The sequence below is a fragment of the Mycobacterium aquaticum genome (assembly GCF_002086485.1).
GTDB classification, from domain to species: domain Bacteria; phylum Actinomycetota; class Actinomycetes; order Mycobacteriales; family Mycobacteriaceae; genus Mycobacterium; species Mycobacterium aquaticum.
Genome location: NZ_MVHF01000008.1, coordinates 1 through 21,049, shown reverse-complemented (window position 1 = coordinate 21,049; position 21,049 = coordinate 1). Strand labels below are relative to the sequence as shown.

At 66.8% G+C, this 21,049-nt stretch carries 17 protein-coding genes; 9 read left to right on the top strand and 8 right to left on the bottom strand.

Translation table 11 applies throughout. From position 1 onward, the window contains the following. Positions 1-3: 3 nt before the first annotated feature. Entirely contained in the window at positions 4-306 is a 303-nt protein-coding gene (clpS, locus tag BST13_RS10625) for an ATP-dependent Clp protease adapter ClpS (protein WP_029371899.1), read from the bottom strand. Between the two features lie 9 nt (positions 307-315). On the opposite strand from clpS, the gene BST13_RS10620 reads away from it, so the two are divergent. The 3 genes from BST13_RS10620 to BST13_RS10610 are packed head-to-tail and all read left to right on the top strand — an operon-like array spanning position 316 to position 5,153. Then, a complete protein-coding gene (locus tag BST13_RS10620) occupies positions 316-1,671 on the top strand; it encodes a nicotinate phosphoribosyltransferase (protein ID WP_425437007.1) in 1,356 nt (451 codons plus the stop codon). A 44-nt stretch (positions 1,672-1,715) separates the two neighbouring features. Beyond that, positions 1,716-3,680 carry an ATP-dependent DNA helicase gene (locus tag BST13_RS10615; RefSeq protein ID WP_083163868.1) on the top strand — a complete coding sequence of 655 codons (1,965 nt, stop codon included), beginning with the start codon at positions 1,716-1,718 and terminating at the stop codon, positions 3,678-3,680. 30 nt (positions 3,681-3,710) lie between these two features. Further along, complete coding sequence (locus BST13_RS10610; protein WP_083163470.1) at positions 3,711-5,153, top strand: neutral zinc metallopeptidase; 1,443 nt, start codon at positions 3,711-3,713, stop codon at positions 5,151-5,153. 13 nt (positions 5,154-5,166) lie between these two features. On the opposite strand, the gene BST13_RS10605 is transcribed toward BST13_RS10610, so the two are convergent. Both BST13_RS10605 and BST13_RS10600 read right to left on the bottom strand, forming a co-directional pair. Further along, positions 5,167-6,039: a Vgb family protein gene (locus tag BST13_RS10605; protein WP_083163468.1), complete on the bottom strand. Its 873-nt coding sequence runs from the start codon at positions 6,037-6,039 to the stop codon at positions 5,167-5,169. Then, on the bottom strand, positions 6,036-8,639 hold the full coding sequence (locus BST13_RS10600; RefSeq protein WP_083163465.1) for a glycosyltransferase family 1 protein: 2,604 nt from the start codon (positions 8,637-8,639) through the stop codon (positions 6,036-6,038). Before BST13_RS10600 ends, BST13_RS10605 begins: the two co-directional genes overlap by 4 nt. A 203-nt stretch (positions 8,640-8,842) precedes the next feature. Here BST13_RS10600 and BST13_RS10595 point away from each other — a divergent pair, with 203 nt between their 5' ends. Both BST13_RS10595 and glgB read left to right on the top strand, forming a co-directional pair. Then, the gene (locus BST13_RS10595; protein WP_083163463.1) at positions 8,843-10,915 is read left to right on the top strand and encodes an alpha-1,4-glucan--maltose-1-phosphate maltosyltransferase; all 2,073 of its coding nucleotides are present in this window, start codon (positions 8,843-8,845) and stop codon (positions 10,913-10,915) included. Between the two features lie 7 nt (positions 10,916-10,922). Continuing rightward, positions 10,923-13,130 (top strand): 1,4-alpha-glucan branching protein GlgB, encoded by a 2,208-nt coding sequence (gene glgB, locus BST13_RS10590; RefSeq protein ID WP_083163460.1) that lies wholly within the window; start codon positions 10,923-10,925, stop codon positions 13,128-13,130. Here glgB and BST13_RS10585 read toward each other — a convergent pair. From BST13_RS10585 to BST13_RS10575, 3 genes are read right to left on the bottom strand one after another with little or no spacing between them, the layout of a single operon-like run. Continuing rightward, a complete protein-coding gene (locus tag BST13_RS10585; protein ID WP_083163458.1) occupies positions 13,127-14,011 on the bottom strand; it encodes a tetratricopeptide repeat protein in 885 nt (294 codons plus the stop codon). The genes glgB and BST13_RS10585 overlap by 4 nt on opposite strands. 13 nt (positions 14,012-14,024) lie before the next feature. Next, a complete protein-coding gene (locus tag BST13_RS10580; RefSeq protein WP_095533490.1) occupies positions 14,025-14,408 on the bottom strand; it encodes a DUF3817 domain-containing protein in 384 nt (127 codons plus the stop codon). 47 nt (positions 14,409-14,455) lie between these two features. Continuing rightward, positions 14,456-15,634 (bottom strand): acetyl-CoA C-acetyltransferase, encoded by a 1,179-nt coding sequence (locus BST13_RS10575; RefSeq protein ID WP_083163455.1) that lies wholly within the window; start codon positions 15,632-15,634, stop codon positions 14,456-14,458. Between the two features lie 84 nt (positions 15,635-15,718). Here BST13_RS10575 and mce point away from each other — a divergent pair, with 84 nt between their 5' ends. Beyond that, positions 15,719-16,195, top strand: coding sequence for a methylmalonyl-CoA epimerase (mce, locus tag BST13_RS10570; RefSeq protein WP_083163453.1), 477 nt, complete (start codon positions 15,719-15,721; stop codon positions 16,193-16,195). A 3-nt stretch (positions 16,196-16,198) separates the two neighbouring features. Here mce and BST13_RS39710 read toward each other — a convergent pair whose 3' ends face one another. After that, on the bottom strand, positions 16,199-16,489 hold the full coding sequence (locus tag BST13_RS39710; RefSeq protein ID WP_083163450.1) for a hypothetical protein: 291 nt from the start codon (positions 16,487-16,489) through the stop codon (positions 16,199-16,201). After that, a complete protein-coding gene (gene nucS / locus BST13_RS10560; RefSeq protein WP_083163447.1) occupies positions 16,489-17,175 on the bottom strand; it encodes an endonuclease NucS in 687 nt (228 codons plus the stop codon). The genes BST13_RS39710 and nucS overlap by 1 nt, the downstream gene beginning before the upstream one ends. 46 nt (positions 17,176-17,221) lie before the next feature. Here nucS and BST13_RS10555 point away from each other — a divergent pair, with 46 nt between their 5' ends. The 3 genes from BST13_RS10555 to BST13_RS10545 all read left to right on the top strand — a co-directional run bounded on the left by BST13_RS10555 (position 17,222) and on the right by BST13_RS10545 (position 20,914). After that, the gene (locus BST13_RS10555) at positions 17,222-18,826 is read left to right on the top strand and encodes an adenylate/guanylate cyclase domain-containing protein (RefSeq protein WP_083163445.1); all 1,605 of its coding nucleotides are present in this window, start codon (positions 17,222-17,224) and stop codon (positions 18,824-18,826) included. Between the two features lie 79 nt (positions 18,827-18,905). Further along, a complete protein-coding gene (locus tag BST13_RS10550) occupies positions 18,906-20,423 on the top strand; it encodes a DNA-3-methyladenine glycosylase 2 family protein (RefSeq protein ID WP_083163441.1) in 1,518 nt (505 codons plus the stop codon). Next, positions 20,420-20,914 (top strand): methylated-DNA--[protein]-cysteine S-methyltransferase, encoded by a 495-nt coding sequence (locus tag BST13_RS10545; RefSeq protein WP_083163439.1) that lies wholly within the window; start codon positions 20,420-20,422, stop codon positions 20,912-20,914. The genes BST13_RS10550 and BST13_RS10545 overlap by 4 nt, the downstream gene beginning before the upstream one ends. The last annotated feature ends 135 nt before the right edge of the window (positions 20,915-21,049 follow it).

The window sequence follows — 21,049 nt, the reverse complement described above, 5'->3', positions numbered from 1 at the left end:
CGATCAGCGGTCCTGCGCCAAGGTCGCCCACAGCCCGGCGGCGTGCAGTTTCGACACGTCGACCTCCATGGATTCACGGCTGCCCGCCGACACCACGGCCTTGCCCTCGTTGTGCACCTGCAGCATGAGCTTGGTGGCGTGCGGCTCGCTGTAGCCGAAGAGTTTCTGGAAGACGTAGGTCACGTACGTCATCAGATTGACTGGGTCGTCCCACACGATGGTCACCCATGGACTGTCGGTGGCCTCGGCCCCGGCGACGTCAACTTCTTCCCGGGTACCCGGACGGGCCTTCGCCGGTGTAACCATGGGCTCACAATACCGGCGAGATCCCCAAACCCGGAAACGGCTACGGTTGCTGCTGTGACGGTCGCGTTGCTCACCGACAAGTACGAGCTGACCATGCTCGCCGCCGCGCTTCGCGACGGTACCGCGCACCGCAAGACCACGTTCGAGGTCTTTGCCCGCCGGCTTCCCGAGGGCCGCCGATACGGCGTGGTGGCCGGCACCCAACGCTTCGTCGAAGCCTTGGGGCAGTTCAGGTTCGACGACGCCGCACTGGCGACGCTCGACTTCCTGGACGACGCGACCCTGGCGTACCTCGCCGACTACCGGTTCCGCGGGGACGTCGACGGCTACGCCGAAGGCGAGCTCTACTTCCCCGGTTCGCCGGTGCTCTCCGTGCACGGCAGCTTCGGCGAGTGCGTGATCCTCGAAACGCTCGTACTGTCAATCTTCAACCACGACACGGCGATCGCCTCGGCAGCGGCTCGGATGACCAGCGCCGCGGAGGGCCGGCCGATGATCGAGATGGGTTCACGGCGCACCCACGAGCAGGCCGCCGTCGCCGCGGCCCGCGCGGCCTACCTCGCCGGGTTCGCGGGCACCTCGAACCTCGAGGCCGAGCGCCGCTACGGCGTGCCCACCATGGGCACTGCCGCCCACGCCTACACCCTGCTGCACACGACCGCGTCGGGTCCCGACGAGCAGGCCGCGTTCCGCGGACAGGTGGCCGCTCTCGGCACCGACACCACGTTGCTGGTGGACACCTACGACATCACCACGGGCGTTGCCAACGCGATCGCCGTGGGCGGGCCCGAGCTCGGTGCGGTCCGCATCGACTCCGGCGATCTGGGTGTGCTGGCCCGCCAGGTCCGCACACAGCTCGACGGGCTGGGCGCCAACTCGACGCGCATCGTGGTCTCCGGTGATCTCGACGAGTTCGCGATCGCCGCCCTGCGCGCCGAACCCGTCGACAGTTACGGCGTCGGTACCTCGGTGGTGACCGGCTCGGGAGCGCCGACCGCCAGCATGGTCTACAAGCTCGTCGAGGTCGACGGCATCGGCGTCGCCAAGCGCAGCAGCCGCAAGGAATCGCACGGCGGCCGCAAGCAGGCCCTGCGCCTGGCGAAGGCGTCCGGAACCGTCGTCGAAGAGGTCATCCACCCGTACGGACAGCCGCCACCGACTCCGTCCGGTCTGACCGCGCGCACACTCACCGTGCCGCTGGTGATCGGCGGCGAGCCGGTGTCTGACGCGACCCCTGCCGCAGAACTCACCGCCGCGCGCGAGCGGGTCGCCGCCGGGCTGCACAGCCTGCCGTGGGACGGCCTCAAACTCTCCCGCGGCGAACCGGCCATCGGCACCCGCATGGTGCCCGCCCAGGATCGTTAGGAGCTCCCACGCCGGAATCCGACTTCCCCAACGACGTCACCGACCTGCTCGCGGTCGCGGTCGACGGACTGGGTGGCGCGCGCCGCACCGGTCAGATCGAGATGACGAAGGCCGTCGCGCACGCCTTCGAATCCGGTGAGCACCTGGCCGTGCAGGCCGGCACCGGCACCGGCAAATCGCTTGCCTACCTGGTCCCGGCGATCGCGCACGCGCTGGCCACCGAGCAGCCGGTCGTGGTCTCGACCGCGACCATCGCGCTGCAGCGCCAGCTGGTGGATCGCGACCTGCCCCGGCTCGTGGAGTCGCTGGCCGGTGTGCTCCCCCGCCGCCCCACCTTCGCACTGCTGAAGGGCCGGGGAAACTACCTGTGCCTCAACAAGATCCACAATGGAGCTGGCGAACCAGAGGACCGTCCGCAGGACGAGTTGTTCTCGCCGATGGCCATCAGCGCCATGGGCCGCGACGTGCAGCGCCTGATGGACTGGTCCTCGGACACCGAGACCGGCGACCGCGACGAGGTGACCCCGGGTGTACCGGACCGTTCCTGGAGTCAGGTCAGCGTTTCGGCGCGGGAGTGTCTCGGGGTGTCGCGCTGCCAGTACGGCACCGACTGCTTCGCCGAGCGGGCCCGCGGCCTGGCCGGCGCCGCCGATGTGGTGGTGACCAACCACGCCCTGCTGGCCATCGACGCCCTCTCCGATTTCGCGGTGCTGCCCGAGTACGAACTGCTGATCGTCGACGAAGCCCACGAACTCGCCGATCGAGTCACCGGCGTGGCCACCGCCGAGCTCTCCCCGACATCGATGGCCGTTGCGCACCGACGAGCCGCGAGGCTGGTGGATCCCGAACTCGCGGAACGGTTCGAGGCGAGCATCGCGACGCTGTCCTCGCTGCTGCACGAGACCGAGCCGGGCCGCATCGACGTGCTCGACGACGAGCTGGCCACATATCTGACCGCCCTGCGCGACGCCGCCAACAAGGCCAGGATGGCGATCGACACCTCGCCGAGCGATCCGAAAGCCGCGGTCGCCCGCAACGAGGCCGTGACCGCACTGACCGATGTCGACGACACCGCCACCCGCATCCTGTCGTCGTTCGTCCCGGCCATCCCGGACCGTACCGATGTGGTGTGGCTCGACCATGACGAATCGCGCGGAAGCATCCGGACTGTCCTGCGGGTGGCCCCACTGACCGTGTCAGGGTTGTTGCGCACCAGGCTCTTTGACCACACCACCGCCGTGCTCACGTCGGCCACCCTGAGCCTGGGCGGCAACTTCGACGCCATGGCCAGGGCATGGGGACTGGCCAAACCGGACGACTCCGAGAGCGCGGCGACGCCGGGCTGGCGCGGCATCGACGTCGGCTCACCCTTCGACCATGCCAAATCCGGAATCCTGTATGTAGCCAAGCATTTACCACCACCTGGCCGCGACGGCACCGGCGACGACACCCTCGACGAGATCGAGGGTCTGATCACCGCGGCGGGTGGTCGCACACTGGGCCTGTTCTCCTCGATGCGGGCGGCGAAAGCCGCCGCCGAGGCCATGCGCGAGCGCCTCGAAACCCCGGTGCTGTGTCAGGGCGACGACACCACTTCGGCTCTGGTGCAACAGTTTTCCGCCGATCCCGAAACCTCGCTGTTCGGCACGCTGTCGCTGTGGCAGGGAGTCGACGTGCCAGGGCCGTCGCTGTCGTTGGTGCTGATCGACCGGATACCGTTCCCGCGCCCCGACGATCCGCTGCTGACCGCGCGGCAACGGGCGATCAGTGCCCGCGGCGGCAACGGCTTCATGGCAGTGGCCGCCAATCACGCGGCACTGCTGCTGGCGCAGGGCGCGGGCCGACTGCTTCGCCACACCGACGATCGCGGTGTGATCGCGGTGCTCGATTCCCGGCTGGCGACCGCACGCTACGGCGGATACCTGCGCGCGTCACTGCCGCCGTTCTGGTCCACCACCGACGGCGAGCGGGTGCGCCAGTCCCTGCGCCGATTGCGTGGCGGCAGCTGAGATTGCGGGTTTTCACTATCCTGTAGCTCCATGAGTCGACGGCGTCTGGCCCGCATCGCGATCGCCGCGTGTGCAGTGCTGCCGGTCCTGTCCTGCTCGACGGTGCTGCAGGGCAATCCCGTCTCGGTGTTCGCCGATCCGTTCTCGGTGGCAGGTATGCCCGCCACCGACGGACCCAGCGGGCTGCGACCCAACGCCGAGGCAGGCTCACGCGACGTCACCGGCACCGACAACGGCGACGTCGACAAGCTGGCCGGCGATGCCGTCAGCGACATAGAGGACTTCTGGCACAACGCCTACTCGGACTCCTTCGACGGCTCGTTCGAACCGGTGTCCGAACTGATCTCCTGGGACGCACACGGTTACGACGGCGAGTTCTGCGGCGAGAGCACCTACGGGTTGGTCAACGCGGCGTTCTGCAAGCTCGACCGCAGCATCGGCTGGGATCGCGGCGTGCTGATGCCGTCCCTGCGCAAGGACGGCGGCGATATGGCCGCAGTGCTGGTGCTGGCCCACGAATACGGCCATTCAGTGCAGCAACAGGCCAAACTCATCACGCGAGGAACCCCGACGCTGGTGTCCGAGCAGCAGGCCGATTGCCTGGCAGGCACGTACATGCGCTGGGTGGCCGAGGGCAACTCCCCCCGTTTCACGCTCAACACCGGCGACGGGCTCAACAATGTGCTCGCCGCGGTCATCGCGTTCCGTGACCCGCTGCAGAGCGAGGACGACGCGCAAGCCGGCGTCAACGAACACGGCTCGGCCTTCGAGCGGGTCTCGGCGTTTCAGTTCGGCTTCACCGATGGCCCGTCGGCGTGCGCGGCGATCGATGTCAAGGAGATCAAACAGCGCCGCGGCGACCTTCCGGTGCTGCTGCCCGAGGATCAGTCCGGCGAACTGCCGATCACCGAGAAGTGGGTGCGCGCCATGGTCGACGCGCTGAACACGATATTCAAACCGGCCAAACCGCCGGCGCTCAGCTTCTCGGCCGACGATGCGAAGACCTGCCCCAACGCCAGGCCCAGCCCGCCGGCCTCGTACTGCCCGGCCACCAACACCATCGTCGTCGACCTCAACGACCTCGCGGCAATGGGCGTCAAGAACGAAGACGACGGCGCCATGGCCCCGGCCAATGGGGACAACACCGCCTTCTCGGTCCTGACGTCGCGGTACATGCTGTCGCTGCAGGAAGCGCGTGGCGTACCGCTCAACAACGCCAAGGCCGCCCTGCGGACCGCGTGCCTGACCGGTGTGGCCAACGCCAAGCTCAGCAAGAACCTGACCCTGAGCAACGGCGACACCATCGTGCTGACCGCGGGCGACATCGACGAGGCAGTGTCAGGGATCCTCACCAACGGGCTGGTGGCCAGCGACGTCAACGGCGAATCGGTGCCGTCCGGCTTCTCCCGCATCGACGCGTTCCGGCTGGGCGTGCTCGGGGACGCCGAGCGGTGCTTCAAGCGATTCGACTGACAGCCTGCTGAATTCAGTTCGGCATGCGCAGCACGAACCCGGATTCGAGCGCCACCCAGGCGGCGCCGTCCGGACCGATCGCCAGACCGTGCGGTTCGCTGCCCGACGGCAGGTCGACGGTGATCACCTCACCGTCGTCGCTGACCCTCGCCAATTGATCCGCGCCCCAGAGGCTTACCCACACTCCGCCGGACGGATCTGCGACCACGGCATGCGGTTTGCCGGGCAGATCCAATTCCTGGATGGCATCGTCCATCGGGATGCGGCCCAACTTGTCGGCGCGGATCTCGGTGAACCACACCGCGTCGTCGTGGCTGGCCGCGATGCCGACCGGACCCGCTGCGGGCGTGGGCAATTGACGCTTGGTGAGCATGCCGCTACCTTCTTGTCCTCGCGTGCGGGCGAGGGCCAGCCGGCCGATCGCATTCCCCTCGTTGAGGGTGAACCACAGTGCGTCGTCGGGACCCCGGGTGATCATCGACGGCATGCCACCCACCGCCGCCTCGGTGGTGATCTCGCCGTCGGTGCTGATCCGGCCGATCACCCCGGAAGTCATCGCGGTGAACCACAGCGCGTCGTCCGGTCCCGCGGTTATACCGAAAGGGGCACTGCCGGTGGGTAATTCAAACTCCGACTGCTCACCCGCAGCAGTGATGCGACCGATCCGGTCGTCCCCGCTACGGGTGAACCACAGCGCCCCGTCGGGACCGGCGGTGATGATCGACGGCCGCGAACCCTCGCCCACCGCATGCACGGTGACCTCGCCGCCGGCGGAGATCCGGGCGACGGCGCCGGCGTGCACCAGGGTCACCCACATGGCGCCGTCGGGGCCTGCCGTCAGTGCGTACGGACCGCCGTCGACAGCGACTTTGAGTGCGCGGCTCAAGCCAGCGTCACCAGTCCGAGCTCGTTGTCACCGGCCAGCAACGGGTGATGCGGCAGCACTCGCACGGTGTAGCCCACCGGCCCTGCCACCGGCAGTGGTGTGGTGGTCGAGAACACCTCGTTGCCGCCGTCGGCGGTGCCGGTGTGGGTCATCGCCACCGTGGTTGGTTCGGTGATCGAGTCGGTGGCGTCGACGCGGCCGAGCACGGCTTGGACCACGACCTCGTCAGGGGCCAGCCCCGCCAGTTGCACGGTCGCTGTCAGCGTGAGCTGCGACCCGAGCAGCGGCGTGTCGGGCAGGCCGTAGCTGTCCACATCGGTGATCTCGATCTTGGACCAGGCCAACTGCGCGCGGCGCCGGTAGTCGGCCAATTCGGCTGCAGCACCGAACGGTTCACCCGAGGCCGGCTGGACAGTCTTGCGCAGAGACTGGGCCGCAGGCAGGTAGTACTTCTCGGTGTAGTCGCGGACCATCCGTGAGGCCAGCACCTTCGGACCGAGCTCCTGCAGGGTGTGGCGCACCATCTCGACCCAGCGGGTCGGCACCCCATGTTCGTTGCGCTCGTAGAACTTCGGGGTGACCGCCTTCTCCAGAAGGTCATAGAGCGCCGCGGCCTCCAGGTCGTCGCGGCGTCCCTCGTCGAGCAACCCGTCGGCGGTCGGGATCTCCCAGCCGTTCTCCCCGTCGTACCACTCGTCCCACCAGCCGTCGCGGATGGACAGGTTGAGCCCGCCGTTGAGCGCGCTCTTCATCCCCGATGTGCCACAGGCCTCCAACGGTCGCAGCGGGTTGTTCAGCCACACATCGCAGCCCCAGTACAGGAAGCGGGCCATCGACATGTCGTAGTCGGGAAGGAATGCGATGCGGTGCCGCACCTCCGGCCGGTCGGCGAATTTCACGATCTGCTGGATCAGCGCCTTGCCGCCGTCGTCGGCTGGGTGCGACTTGCCTGCCACGATCAGCTGCACGGGCCGGTGCTCGTCGAGCAGCAGCGCCTCCAGGCGCTCGGGATCACGCAGCATCAGCGTGAGCCGCTTGTAGGTCGGCACTCGCCGGGCGAACCCGATGGTCAGCACGTTCGGGTCGAAAGCCGTGGCGATCCAGCCCAATTCCGCATCGGAAGCGCCGCGCTCCAGCCAGGACCGACGCAGCCGATCACGCACATCGCCGATCAGGGTTTCGCGCAGCTGCGACCGGATCCACCACAGGTGCCCCGGGTCGACCTCCTGCAGGCGCTGCCACAGGGCGGGCTCGCGCAGCGACCCCAGATCATCGGAGCCGATGAGCTCGCGACCCAGCGCCACCCACTGCGGGGCCGCCCACGTCGGGGCGTGCACGCCGTTGGTGATCGAACCGATCGGTACCTCGTTCGGATCGAAGCCCGGCCACAGCTCGTTGAACATCTCGCGGCTCACCCGCCCATGCAGCAACGAGACGCCATTGGCCCGCTGCGCGAGCCGCAGACCCATGTGTGCCATGTTGAACTTCGACGGATCGTCCTCGGCGCCAAACGCGATCACGCGGTCCAGCGGCACCCCTGGCAGCAGTCGCGATTCACCTTGACCATCGGAGGATCCGCCGAAGTACCGCTTGACCATGTCGACCGGGAACCGGTCAATGCCCGCGGGTACCGGCGTGTGGGTGGTGAACACCGTCGAGGACCGCACCACCGTCAGGGCGGTGTCGAAATCCAGCCCCGCGGCGACCAATTCCCGGATGCGTTCGAGCCCGAGGAAACCGGCGTGGCCCTCGTTCATGTGGAACACTTCGGGTGCGGGCAGCCCCTCTGCCTCGATGAACGCCCGGATCGCGCGGATCCCGCCGATACCGGCCAGGATCTCCTGCTTGATCCGGTGTTCCTGGTCACCGCCGTAGAGCCGGTCGGTCACCCCGCGCAGGTCGTGCTCGTTCTCCGGGATGTCGGAATCCAGCAACAGCAACGGGATTCGGCCCACCTGGGCGATCCACACCCGGGCGGCCAGCTCACGGGAATCGGGCAGCGCGAGCGCCACCGTCACGGCCTCGCCCGCCGCGTCGGTCAACAGGCGCAGCGGCAGTCCTTGCGGATCCAGCGACGGATAGTTCTCGTGCTGCCAGCCGTCGGCGGTCAGCGACTGCCGGAAATACCCCGACCGGTAGTACAGCCCGACCGCGATCAGCGGCAAACCCAGATCCGACGCCGACTTCAGGTGGTCACCGGCCAGGATGCCCAGACCACCGGAGTAGTTGGGCAGCACCTCGGCGACACCGAACTCCATCGAGAAGTACGCGATGCCCTTGGGCATCTCGACGCCCTCGGCGGCCTGCTGCTGATACCACAGCGGCCGGGTCAGGTAATTGTCCAGATCCGCTGCCAACCCGTCGAGACGGCTCAAGAAAGACTCGTCACGGGCAAGCTCGTCGAGCCGCTTGGGGCTGACAGCACCCAGACACGCGACCGGATCGCCGCCGGCGGACTTCCAGTGCGCCTGGTCGATGTCGGCGAACAAATCCTGGGTGGGCTTGTCCCACGACCAGCGCAGGTTGATCGACAGGCGCTCCAAAGCCGCCAGCCGCTCTGGCAAATGGGCGCGGACAGTGAACCGTCGGAGGGCTTTCACGCGACATCACCTTACTGACAAATCGTGATCTCGCAGGCAATGAGCCCTGGACCACACAAATCCACACCCCCGCAGGCCTGCGCAAAGGGAAATCAACACCTGCGCGGCTTCCTCCCCGCCAGGTTCGACCGGACACTACGGTGGGTACTGGACGCGACAGGGCAGTGCAATAAAACAGCGTTATCCAACGTGAGGAGTGACGGGTGGCCGGTCGTATCGGAATCGACGACGTCGCGCCAGCGATATCCGGTGGGCGTTTCCCTGCGAAAGCCGTCGTCGGCGAAGTGGTGCCGGTGCGCGCGACGGTGTGGCGCGAAGGCCACGACAAGGTGGCGGCCACCCTGGTGGTGCGCTATCACGGCACGGACTACCCCCGACTGGCCGACGGACCCACCCCGGCGCCGCCGCCGATCCAGGACGTGGTGACGCCCGCCGCGCGGATCAAACCGCAGGCCCTTCCGATGGCCGAAGGCGACGTGCCCGATGTTTTTCACGGCTATTTCACCCCCGACCGGGTCGGCCTGTGGACCTTCAGGGTGGACGGTTGGGGCGACCCCATCGCCACCTGGCGCCACGCGGTCGAGGCGAAGCTGCAGGCCGGTCAAAGCGAGGGTGAACTGTCCAACGATCTGCTGATCGGCGCCCGACTTTTGGAGCGTGCCGCCGCAGGCATGCCGCATGACCTGCGCGAACCACTGCTGTCAGCCGCGGCCGCGCTGCGCGAACCCGGGGATCCCTTCACCCGCGCCGGTGCCGCATTGTCCGAGCAGGTCACCGGCCTGTTGGCGCAGTACCCGCTACGCGAATTACTCACGCGCGGTGAGCGGTACGGCGTGTGGGTGGACCGGCCGCTGGCCCGGTTCAGCTCGTGGTACGAGATGTTCCCGCGGTCCACCGGCGGCTGGGACGCCGACGGCCATCCCGTGCACGGCACGTTCGCCACCGCCGCCGCTGCCCTGCCCCGGGTCGCGCGGATGGGCTTCAACATCGTCTACCTCCCCCCGATCCACCCGATCGGCAAGGTGCATCGCAAGGGCCGCAACAACTCCGTCACCGCCGCCCCCGGCGATGTCGGGTCGCCATGGGCGATCGGCAGCGACGAAGGCGGCCACGACGCCGTGCACCCGGACCTGGGCACCATCGACGACTTCGACGCGTTCGTCGCCGCCGCACGTGACCAGGGACTGGAGGTGGCGCTGGATCTGGCCCTGCAGTGCGCGCCCGATCACCCGTGGGCCAAGTCCCACCGGGAATGGTTCACGGTGTTACCCGACGGCACCATCGCCTACGCCGAGAACCCACCGAAGAAGTACCAGGACATCTACCCGCTCAATTTCGACAACGATCCGGTGGGCCTCTACCACGAGGTGCTGCGCGTGGTGCGGTACTGGGTTTCCCACGGTGTCAAGGTGTTCCGGGTTGACAACCCGCACACCAAACCCCCGAACTTCTGGGCGTGGTTGATCGCCGAGGTCAAGAACGACGACCCCGACGTGCTGTTCCTCTCCGAGGCGTTCACCCGGCCCGCGCGGCTCTACGGACTTGCCAAGCTCGGTTTCACGCAGTCCTACACGTACTTCACCTGGCGCACCTCGAAGTGGGAGCTCACCGAATTCGGCAAGGAGATCGCCGAATACGCCGACTGCGCGCGGCTGAGCCTGTGGGTCAACACCCCCGACATCCTGCACGCGAGCCTGCAGCACGGCGGCCCCGGCATGTTCGCGATCCGCGCGGTGCTGGCAGCCACGCTGAGCTCGACATGGGGGGTGTACTCCGGCTACGAGCTCTACGAGCACCGGGCGGTGCGGGAGGGCAGCGAGGAGTACCTGGACTCGGAGAAGTACGAGCTGCGCCCCCGCGACTTCGAGGCAGCGCTGGCCGCGGGTGAATCACTCGAGCCATTCCTCACGCGGCTCAACGAGATTCGTCGACTGCATCCCGCACTGCGCGAGCTGCGCAACGTGACGTTTCACCACATCGACAACGAGGCACTGCTGGCCTACAGCAAGTTCGACCCGATCACCGGCGACACGGTGCTGGTCGTGGTGACGCTCAACGCATTCGGCCCCGAGCAGGCCACGCTGTGGCTCGACATGGAGGCGCTCGGGATGGAGTCCTACGACCGGTTCTGGGTGCGCGACGAGATCACCGGCGAGGAATACCAATGGGGCCAGTCCAATTACATCCGCATCGATCCGGCCAGAGCAGTGGCGCACGTGCTGAACATGCCGCTGATACCGCAGGACAAACGACTCGACTTGCTACGCAGGGAATGAGGGCACGATGACGCGAAGCAATCAACTCACCAATGCACAGCTGCGGCCCGACCCGTCAGATGTGCACCGGCTCTTGGCCGGCGAACACCACGACCCGCACGCGATCCTGGGTGCGCACGAATACGGTGACCACACGGTCATCCGGGCCTACCGGCCGCATGCCGTCAAGGTGACCGCGCTGATAGGTGCCGAGCGATTTCCGTTGGAACACCTCGAATCCGGGCTCTTCGCGGTGGCGGTGCCGTACACCAACCTGGTCGACTACCGCCTGGAGATCGGCTATCCGGGCGCCGACGACACCGTCGACGTCCACACCACCGCCGACGCCTACCGATTCCTGCCGACGCTCGGCGAACTCGACCTACATCTGTTCGCCGAGGGCCGCCACGAACGGCTCTGGGAGATCCTCGGTGCGCACCGCCGATCGTTCACCACGCCGGATGGTGTTGTCGATGGGGTGTCGTTCGCGGTGTGGGCGCCGAATGCCAAGGGCGTGAGCCTGATCGGCGACTTCAACCACTGGGACGGCAACGAAGCCCAGATGCGGGTGCTCGGCTCTACGGGCGTGTGGGAACTGTTCTGGCCGGACTTCCCGGTCGACGGGCTCTACAAGCTGCGCGTGCACGGTGCCGACGGCTCGGTCTCCGACCGTGCCGACCCGATGGCGTTCGCGACCGAGGTGCCCCCGCATACCGCGTCGCGGGTGTTCACCAGTTCCTACACATGGGACGACACCGACTGGATGTCGCGGCGCGCCGAGCTCAATCCGGTGTTCGAGCCGATGAGCACCTACGAGGTGCACCTGATGTCGTGGCGTCCCGGCCTGTCGTATCGGGAACTCGCCGAACAGCTCACCGAATACGTTGTCCAACAGGGCTTCACCCATGTCGAGCTGCTGCCCGTGGCCGAACACCCGTTCGGTGGTTCGTGGGGCTACCAGGTGACGTCGTACTACGCGCCGACAGCGCGTCTGGGTTCCCCGGACGATTTCCGGTACCTGGTCGACACCCTGCACCAGGCTGGCATCGGGGTGATCGTGGACTGGGTGCCTGCACACTTCCCCAAGGACGCGTGGGCACTGGGCCGGTTCGACGGGACCGCGCTGTACGAGCACTCAGACCCCCGTCGCGGCGAGCAACTCGACTGGGGCACATATGTATTCGACTTCGGCCGGGCCGAGGTGCGCAACTTCCTGGTCGCCAACGCCCTGTACTGGCTGCAGGAGTACCACGTCGACGGCCTGCGCGTAGATGCCGTTGCCTCGATGCTCTACCTCGACTACTCGCGGCCGGAAGGTGGCTGGACGCCCAACATCTACGGCGGGCGGGAGAACCTCGAGGCCGTGCAGTTCCTGCAGGAGATGAACGCCACCGTGCACAAAGCCGCCCCAGGCATCGTCACCGTGGCCGAGGAATCGACCTCCTGGCCCGGTGTCACCAGACCCACAAATCTTGGCGGCCTTGGCTTCTCGATGAAGTGGAACATGGGCTGGATGAACGACACGCTGGACTACATCAGTCGTAATCCCATCTACCGCAGCTACCACCACCACGAGATGACGTTCTCCATGCTCTACGCGTTCAGTGAGAACTACGTCCTACCCATCAGTCACGACGAGGTGGTCCACGGCAAGGGCACCCTATGGGGCCGGATGCCCGGCGGCGACCATGAGAAGGCGGCCGGCCTGCGCAGCCTGCTGGCCTATCAGTGGGCCCACCCGGGCAAGCAGCTGCTGTTCATGGGCCAAGAGTTCGGACAGCGGGCCGAGTGGTCCGAGGAACGGGGCCTGGACTGGTTCCAACTCGACGAAGAGGGCTTCTCCGGCGGAGTGCAGCGGCTGGTGCACGACCTCAACAGCATCTACCGCAGCCACCCGGCGCTGTGGAGCCGCGACACCTCCCCCGAGGGCTACTCGTGGATCGACGCCAACGACTCGGCCAACAATGTGTTGAGCTTCCTGCGATTCGGCGCAGACGGTTCGATGCTGGCCTGCGTGATCAATTTCGCCGGCACCGAACACAGCCAGTACCGGCTGGGTCTGCCACACGCGGGCACCTGGAACGAGGTGCTCAACACCGACGCCACGCTCTACAACGGGTCGGGTATCGGAAACTACGGTGCGGTCGAGGCCACCGACGAGCCGTGGCACGGCCGTCCGGCGTCGGCGGTCATGGTGTTGCCGCCACTGTCCGCGCTCTGGTTCGAGCCCGCCTAGTACAGCGCGTTCGCGAGGTTGCGACGGCCCGCGACCACCTCGGGGTCGGCCGGGTCGAACAGATCGAACAGCTCGATCAGCCGGGTGCGTACCGCGGTGCGGTCGTCTCCGGCCGTGCGCTTGACGAGTGCGATCAGCCGGTCGAAGGCGGCCGAGATCTGCTGCTGCAGGATCTCCACGTCGGCCGCGGCGAATGCCGCCTCGATATCGGACGGGTTTGCGTCGGCGACGGCGACCGCGTCGGGGCGCTGCACGCTGGCCCGCTGCAGGAAGGCGATCTGCCGGACTGCGCCCTTGGCCTCGGCATGGTTCGGGTTGGCATCGAGGATGGCCTGATAGGCCGTCAACGCGGCGGCGAAGTCACCGTTGTCCAAGTGGTCGCGGGCCGCCGCCAGCTCGGGATCGACCTGCTCGGTCTCGCCCTCCGGTCCGCCTTCGAGCTTGCCCGCGGTGGCCTGCAGCAGCGAGTCGACCCACCGGCGCAGCTGCTCGGGCCGCTGCGGACCCTCGAAACTGGCGATCGGCTGCCCACCGGCAAGGGCGACAACCGTGGGCACACCCTGGATGCCGAACATCTGCGCGACCCGTGGCGTGGTGTCGACGTTGACCACCGCCAGGGACCACTTGCCGCCGTCGGCGGCGGCCAGGCCGGCCAGCGCGTCGCCCAGCTGAACGCTTGCCTCGCTACGCGGCGACCACAGCAGCACCACCACCGGCACCTGGCTGGATCGGACCAGAACCTCGGCCTCGAAGTTGGCTTCGGTGACCTCGACCCCACCGGGCGCCGCAGACGCGGCGCCCTCAGTGGGCCGCTGCTTGAGTGCCGACAGATCAACTGCACCGGCCAGCGCCGGTCCGACGGAAGGACGTGGACGTGTCACGGCATCAAGTCTGTCACGTCGTTTCGGGTACTGCGCCTCCCGGTTGCAGCACCCCGGCCGAGCCAGCGGCCGGGGTGAGGCGGGCAGTGCGGTCGGCCCACATGACGAAAATCACACTGCCCAACGGCACGATGCTGGCCAGCAACGCCAGAATCCAGGTGCCGACACCCCACTTGTGCGCCATCCCGACCAGTACGGCTCCCACCACGAACGCGATGAAGATGCCGCCGTGGATAGGCCCGAACACCTTGACACCGACCTCGGTGCGCGGAGTGCCGAGGTACTTGAAGTACATGCCGACCAGCAGGCCTGCCCAACTCACCGCCTCGGCGAGGGCGATGAGCCGGAACCAGCCGGAGACCGTGCGCAGGTCGAAGGAGCGTGTCATGGCCGCCATTGTGCCCGAGCGGCCCGCCAGCTACTACACAGCGTCGTTGATAGCTGTCAGCGACGCAGGACGAGGGCATCTCCCTGACCACCGGCGCCGCACAGTGCGGCCACGGCATAGCCCGAACCCTTGCGCGCCAGCTCCAGCGCGGCGTGCAGTGTGATGCGGGCGCCGGACATGCCGATCGGATGACCGATGGCGATGGCACCGCCGTTGACGTTGACCTTCGCCGGGTCCACCCCGAGCTCCTTGGTCGAGGCGAGCGACACCGCGGCGAACGCCTCGTTGATCTCGATGACGTCCAACTGGTCAGCAGTGATGCCCTCGCGGGCGATCGCCTTCTTGATGGCATTGGCCGGCTGAGACTGCAGCGTGGAGTCCGGGCCCGCGACCACACCGTGCGCGCCGATCTCACACAACCAGCTCAGGCCCAGCTCCTCGGCCTTGGCCTTGTTCATCACCACGACGGCACACGCTCCGTCGGAGATCTGCGACGACGAACCCGCAGTGATGGTGCCGTCCTTGCGGAACGCCGGACGCAACCCACCCAGCGACTCGGCGGTTGTGTTGGCCCGGATGCCCTCGTCCTCGGCGAACTCGATCGGATCACCCTTGCGCTGCGGGATGGAAACCGGCACCACCTCGTCGGCGTATACGCCGTCCTTCCACGCCGCAGCGGCCTTCTGATGCGACTGCGCAGCAAACTCATCCTGCTCGGCGCGCGTGAACTTGTCGACGTCATTGCGCTGCTCGGTCAACGCACCCATCGGCTGATCGGTGAAAACGTCGTGCAGACCGTCGTAGGCGAGGTGATCGAGCACCGTGACATCGCCGTACTTGTAGCCCTCACGGCTCTTCGGCAGCAGGTGCGGAGCCTGCGTCATCGACTCCTGCCCGCCCGCGACGACCACATCGAACTCACCCGCCCGGATCAGCTGATCGGCCAGCGCAATGGCATCGATGCCGGACAGGCACATCTTGTTGATGGTCAGGGCAGGCACGTCCCAGCCGATGCCACCACCCACCGCGGCCTGACGCGCAGGCATCTGCCCGGCACCGGCGGTGAGCACCTGACCCATGATCACGTACTCGACGAGAGACGCGTCGACACCCGCTTTCTCCAAGGCGCCGCGAATGGCGATCGCACCCAGGTCACTGCCCGAAAAATCCTTGAGCGAACCCATCAACTTCCCGACCGGAGTACGTGCTCCAGCAACGATCACCGACGTTGTCATTTGTTACCTCCAGTGGGTGGTTGACAGAGCTGTGTGGCCGATCACACATACCGCGAACATTCAAGTAAAGGTTACCGTTGCGTTATGACCACCGAACATGTCGATACCCGCCCAGCGCTCTCCAGCGCCCTGGTGACCGCGATCGATCATGTCGGAATTGCGGTGCCCGACCTCGATGCCTCGATCAAGTGGTACCACGACAACCTCGGCATGATCGTGCTGCACGAGGAGGTCAATGAGGAGCAGGGCGTCCGCGAGGCGATGCTCTCGGTTCGCGGCGCGCCCAAGGGCAGCGCACAGATCCAGCTGATGTCGCCGCTGGATGAGAACTCCACGATCGCGAAGTTCATCGACAAGCGCGGCCCAGGCCTGCAGCAGCTGGCCTACCGGACCAGCGACATAGATGCGCTCAGCGCGCGGCTGCGCAGCCAGGGCGTGCGTCTGCTGTACGAGGCCCCTCGCAAGGGCACCGCGAATTCGCGCATCAACTTCGTCCACCCCAAGGACGCGGGTGGCGTGCTGGTCGAGCTGGTCGAGCCGGCCAGCGACTCGGATCACTGACCTTCACGACCACCTGCGTGTCGGACCTCGATTGGTCCGATTCGCCCAGCACGGCGTGTGCCAATGTCTGCGGTCGTCGACGGCCGCCTCTCCCATGTCAGCTGGCCAGACCACGACATGGGCTGTACCCGAACGAATTTCGTGGTCACATCCCGGGCAGCGATACACCTTGACCGCACGCGCTGCGGTGACGGCCCGCACTTCATAGTCGTAACCATCAGGGCCTGTTTCGATTCGACGCGTCGACAACGCCGACGGCAACCTCCGAGGAGGTTCTCTGCGTCGCCGCCCCATCAGAAGAGCCGATACTCGGTGCTGTCCATGCCTCGCATCTGGTCGTAATCCAAAGTCACACAACGGATCCCACGGTCCATCGCCAGAGTGCGGGCTTGCGGTTTGATCTGCTGGGCCGCAAACACGCCGGCCACCGGCGCCAACACACTGTCGCGGTTGAGCAGCTCAAGGTAGCGGGTCAGCTGCTCGACACCGTCGATCTCACCGCGACGCTTGATCTCGACAGCCACCGAACCACCGAGCTCATCACGGCACAGCAGATCCACGGGTCCGATCGCGGTCGGATACTCACGGCGAACCAGCGTGTAACCGGTGCCCAGCAATTCGACGTGTTCGGCCAGCAGAGCCTGCAGATGTGCCTCCACCCCGTCCTTGACGAGGCCAGGGTCGACACCGAGTTCGTGGCTGGAGTCGTGCTCGACGTCCTCCACCGTGATCCGCAGCTGTTCACCGGCCTTGTTTTCCACCACCCAGACCATGGGCGACGGACCGGTTGAATCCTCTGCGCCCTCCTCGGTGACCCAACATGGCGGAGACATCCAGTTCAGCGGCTTGTAGGCACGGTCGTCGGCGTGCACACTCACCGAGCCGTCGGCCTTGAACAACAACAGCCGACGGGCGGACGGAAGGTGTGCGGTCAGCCGACCCACATAGTCGACAGTGCACTGGGCAATCACGAGGCGCACCCGAACCACCTTAAGGGCACGACCGACGAACTAGGCTGACGCCTCAATGATGGCCGACAAATCCGTGGCGAAGCGGCTGGGCTGGGTACTGGAAACCCTGACCCGGCAGAGCAGCAGACTCCAGGACGAGCCGGCGTACGGGTCATGGATCCTGGGCCGGGTATCGGAGAGCCAGCGCCGACGCCGCGTGCGGATCCAGATCATCCTTACGACGTTTGTCATCATCGCCAACCTGCTGGGCATCGGGGTCTCGCTGCTGATCGTCACGCTGGTGTTCCCTACTCCGAGCGTGTTCGCTCCGGACGTCCGGGTGATCACCTTCGCCATCGCCCCGGCGTATGTCGCCGCGGCGTTGGTGGTGGGCGTGGTGTGGGCGACCAACCGGGTGATCAACTATGTGCGGTGGTCGCTGCAGGGACGGCCGCCGAGCCGCGAGGATCAGCGCAACACCTTCCTCGCGCCGGGCCGCCTTACCACGGTCCTGTTGATCCTGTGGGGCGCCGGCACCGCGCTGCTCACCACGCTCTACGGACTGGTCGACAGCAACTACATCCCGAAGTTCCTGCTGGGCATCAGTTTTCCAGGCATCGTCATGTCGGTCAGCTGTTACATGTTCACCGAGTTCGCACTGCGTCCGGTCGCCGCTCAGGCGCTGGAGGCCGGCCCACCACCGATACGGCTGTCCTCGGGCATCATGGGCCGCACCATGGTGGTGTGGGCGCTGGGCTCCGGCGTACCGATTCTCGGGATTCTGCTGGCCGCGCTGTTCGCGCTCGTGCTGCAGAACCTCACTCCCACCCAGTTCGCGGTCGCCGTCATGGTGCTCGCAATGTTCGCGCTGGTATTCGGTTTCATCCTGATGTGGATTGCCACCTGGCTGACCGCGGCGCCGATCCGCGTCGTCCGGGCCGCGCTGCGACGCGTCGAGGACGGCGACCTCAACACCAATCTCGTGGTGTTCGACGGCACCGAACTCGGTCAGATGCAACGCGGTTTCAACTCCATGGTGCAGGGGTTGCGAGAGCGCGAACGCGTGCGCGACCTGTTCGGCCGCCACGTCGGCCGAGAGGTGGCCGAGCTGGCGGAAAAACAAAAGCCAGTGCTCGGCGGCGAAGAACTCCACGCCGCAGTCATTTTCGTCGATGTGATCGGTTCGAGTCAGCTGGTCACGAGCCGACCGGCGACTGAAGTGGTCACCCTGCTCAACCGGTTCTTCGCGGTCATCGTCGACGAGGTGGACCGTCATCAGGGGTTGGTCAACAAGTTCGAAGGCGACGCCGTACTCGCGGTGTTCGGTGCCCCGGTGCGCCTCGAGCACGCCGAGGACGAAGCACTGGCCGCAGCCCGGGCCATCGCAGAGCGGCTGCGCAGCGCGGTGCCCGAGCTATCCGCAGGCATCGGCGTGGCGGCCGGCCAGGTGGTCGCCGGCAACGTGGGCGCGAAAGAACGATTCGAGTACACGGTCATCGGTGAGCCGGTCAACGAGGCCGCGCGGCTCTGCGAGTTGTCCAAATCCGTGCCGGGCCGTCTCGTGGCGTCATCGGACACCATCGCCAACGCCACCGACGCGGAGAAGGCGCGGTGGTCGTTGGGCGACACCGTCACGCTGCGCGGACTCGATGAACCGACGCAGTTGGCGGTGCCGGTCTGACCTCTCGGCGGACACCACCATCACGACCATGTCGTTTTTCCGCTAGTTCCGTCGTCGTTCTCGTGCCATCGTTGCAGGTGTGCACGAGGATTTCGAACGCTGCTACCGGGCCGTCCAGTCCAAGGACGCCCGGTTCGACGGGTGGTTCGTCACCGCGGTGCTCACCACGGGAATCTACTGTCGCCCCAGTTGTCCGGTGCGTCCGCCGCTGGCGCGCAACATGCGCTTCTACCCCACCGCCGCTGCGGCACAGGCCGCCGGATTCCGCGCGTGCAAACGATGCCGGCCTGACGCCTCGCCGGGATCTCCCGAATGGAACGTGCGTGGCGACGCGGTCGCCCGGTGCATGCGGCTGATCGCCGACGGCACCGTCGACCGTGAGGGTGTCACAGGGCTGGCAGCACGCGTCGGTTACACCACGCGGCAGCTGGAACGCATCCTGCAGGCCGAGCTGGGCGCCAACCCGCTGGCGTTGGCCCGAGCACAGCGCGCCCAGACCGCGCGGGTTTTGATCGAGACCACCGAATTGCCGTTCGGCGACGTGGCTTTCGCCGCAGGCTTCGCCAGCATCCGTCAGTTCAACGACACGGTCAGGGCCGTGTGCGATCTGACGCCGACCGAATTGCGCAGGCGTGCAGCAACCCGATTTGCCCGCGACGAACCCACCGCACCCGGCGTGATCTCGCTGCGTCTGCCGGTCCGGATGCCGTTCGCGTTCGAGGGCTTGTTCGGTCACCTGGCGGCCAGTGCGGTGCCGGGACTGGAGGAGGTCCGCGACGGGTGGCTTCGCCGCTCGCTGCGGTTACCGCACGGTCACGGCGTGGTGAGTCTGCAACCGCAGCCCGATCATGTCCGATGCGGGCTTGTGCTCGACGACTTCCGCGACCTGGCCGCCGCCATCGCGCGGTGCCGACGGCTGCTGGACCTCGACGCCGATCCCGAGGCCGTGGTCGACGCGTTGGGCACCGATCAGGACTTGGCCGCCGTGGTGGCCAAGGCACCCGGCCAACGCATCCCTCGCACCGTCGACGAAGCCGAGTTGGCGATCAGGGTGGTACTCGGGCAGCAGGTGTCCATCAAGGCGGCACGCACCCACGTGAGCCGGCTCGTGAAGGCCTACGGGCCTCCCATCCGTGACGACAATGGCGGACTGACCCATGCATTCCCCGACGTCGCCGAGCTCTCCGAGATCGACCCCGCCCACCTGGCCATGCCTGCCGCCCGCCGCCGGACGGTCAGTGCACTGATTCACGCGTTGACCGACGGCCGGCTGGTCCTGGATCCAGGCTGCGACTGGACTGCCGCACGTGAGCAACTGCTGGCGCTGCCCGGGATCGGACCGTGGAGTGCTGAAGTGATCGCCATGCGCGGGCTCGGGGATCCCGACGCCTTTCCCGCCAGCGACCTCGGCGTGAGGTTGGCCGCTGAGCAACTCGGGCTGCCGTCGGATCAGACTGCTCTGACCCAGTACAGCGCCCGTTGGCGGCCTTGGCGGGCGTACGCGACGCAGCATTTGTGGACCACGCTCGACCACGCAGTCAACGACTGGCCGCTACCCGATCAGCCTCAGGATCTGACAGTTCAGGAGACACTATGACCACACTGCAATGCCGGTCTGTGGACAGCCCGGTCGGGCCGCTCACCTTGGCGGGACGCGACGGCCGGTTGATGCACCTACGAATGGTCGACCAGACCTACGAACCCAGCCGCGACGGCTGGGAGGTCGATGACTCGGCGTTCCCCGAAGCTGTCGAACAGTTGGCCGAGTATTTCGCCGGCGAGCGCACGGCATTCGACCTCGAACTGCACATGGTCGGGACGGCTTTCCAACGCCGGGTATGGGCTGCCCTGCAATCCATTCCCTACGGCGAAACCTGCACATATGGAGATATCGCGCGGGAAATCGGAGCACCCGGCGCATTTCGCGCGGTCGGACTGGCCAATGGGCACAATCCCATCGGAATTGTGGTGCCCTGCCATCGGGTAATCGGCGCGAATGGCAGCCTCACCGGATATGGCGGTGGATTGGACCGTAAAAGAGCGCTGCTGGAATTGGAGAAAAGCCGGCAAGCGCCGTCGCTTTTTTGATTGAGTGAGTTCCAAATAAAAATGCCCGGGCCCCCAATCGGTGATTGGGGGCCCGGGGCTTAATGTGTGTTCGGCGGTGTCCTACTTTTCCACCCGTGTGGGTAGTATCATCGGCGCTGGCAGGCTTAGCTTCCG

Bases quoted from the DNA above. Each gene is read 5' to 3' on its own strand.
- clpS (WP_029371899.1), bottom strand. From the start codon at position 306: ATGGTTACACCGGCGAAGGCCCGTCCGGGTACCCGGGAAGAAGTTGAC.
- BST13_RS10580 (WP_095533490.1), bottom strand. From the start codon at position 14,408: ATGGCGGCCATGACACGCTCCTTCGACCTGCGCACGGTCTCCGGCTGG.
- BST13_RS10610 (WP_083163470.1), top strand. From the start codon at position 3,711: ATGAGTCGACGGCGTCTGGCCCGCATCGCGATCGCCGCGTGTGCAGTG.
- BST13_RS10555 (WP_083163445.1), top strand. From the start codon at position 17,222: ATGATGGCCGACAAATCCGTGGCGAAGCGGCTGGGCTGGGTACTGGAA.
- BST13_RS10575 (WP_083163455.1), bottom strand. From the start codon at position 15,634: ATGACAACGTCGGTGATCGTTGCTGGAGCACGTACTCCGGTCGGGAAG.
- glgB (WP_083163460.1), top strand. From the start codon at position 10,923: ATGACGCGAAGCAATCAACTCACCAATGCACAGCTGCGGCCCGACCCG.
- BST13_RS39710 (WP_083163450.1), bottom strand. From the start codon at position 16,489: ATGGGGCGGCGACGCAGAGAACCTCCTCGGAGGTTGCCGTCGGCGTTG.
- mce (WP_083163453.1), top strand. From the start codon at position 15,719: ATGACCACCGAACATGTCGATACCCGCCCAGCGCTCTCCAGCGCCCTG.
- BST13_RS10545 (WP_083163439.1), top strand. From the start codon at position 20,420: ATGACCACACTGCAATGCCGGTCTGTGGACAGCCCGGTCGGGCCGCTC.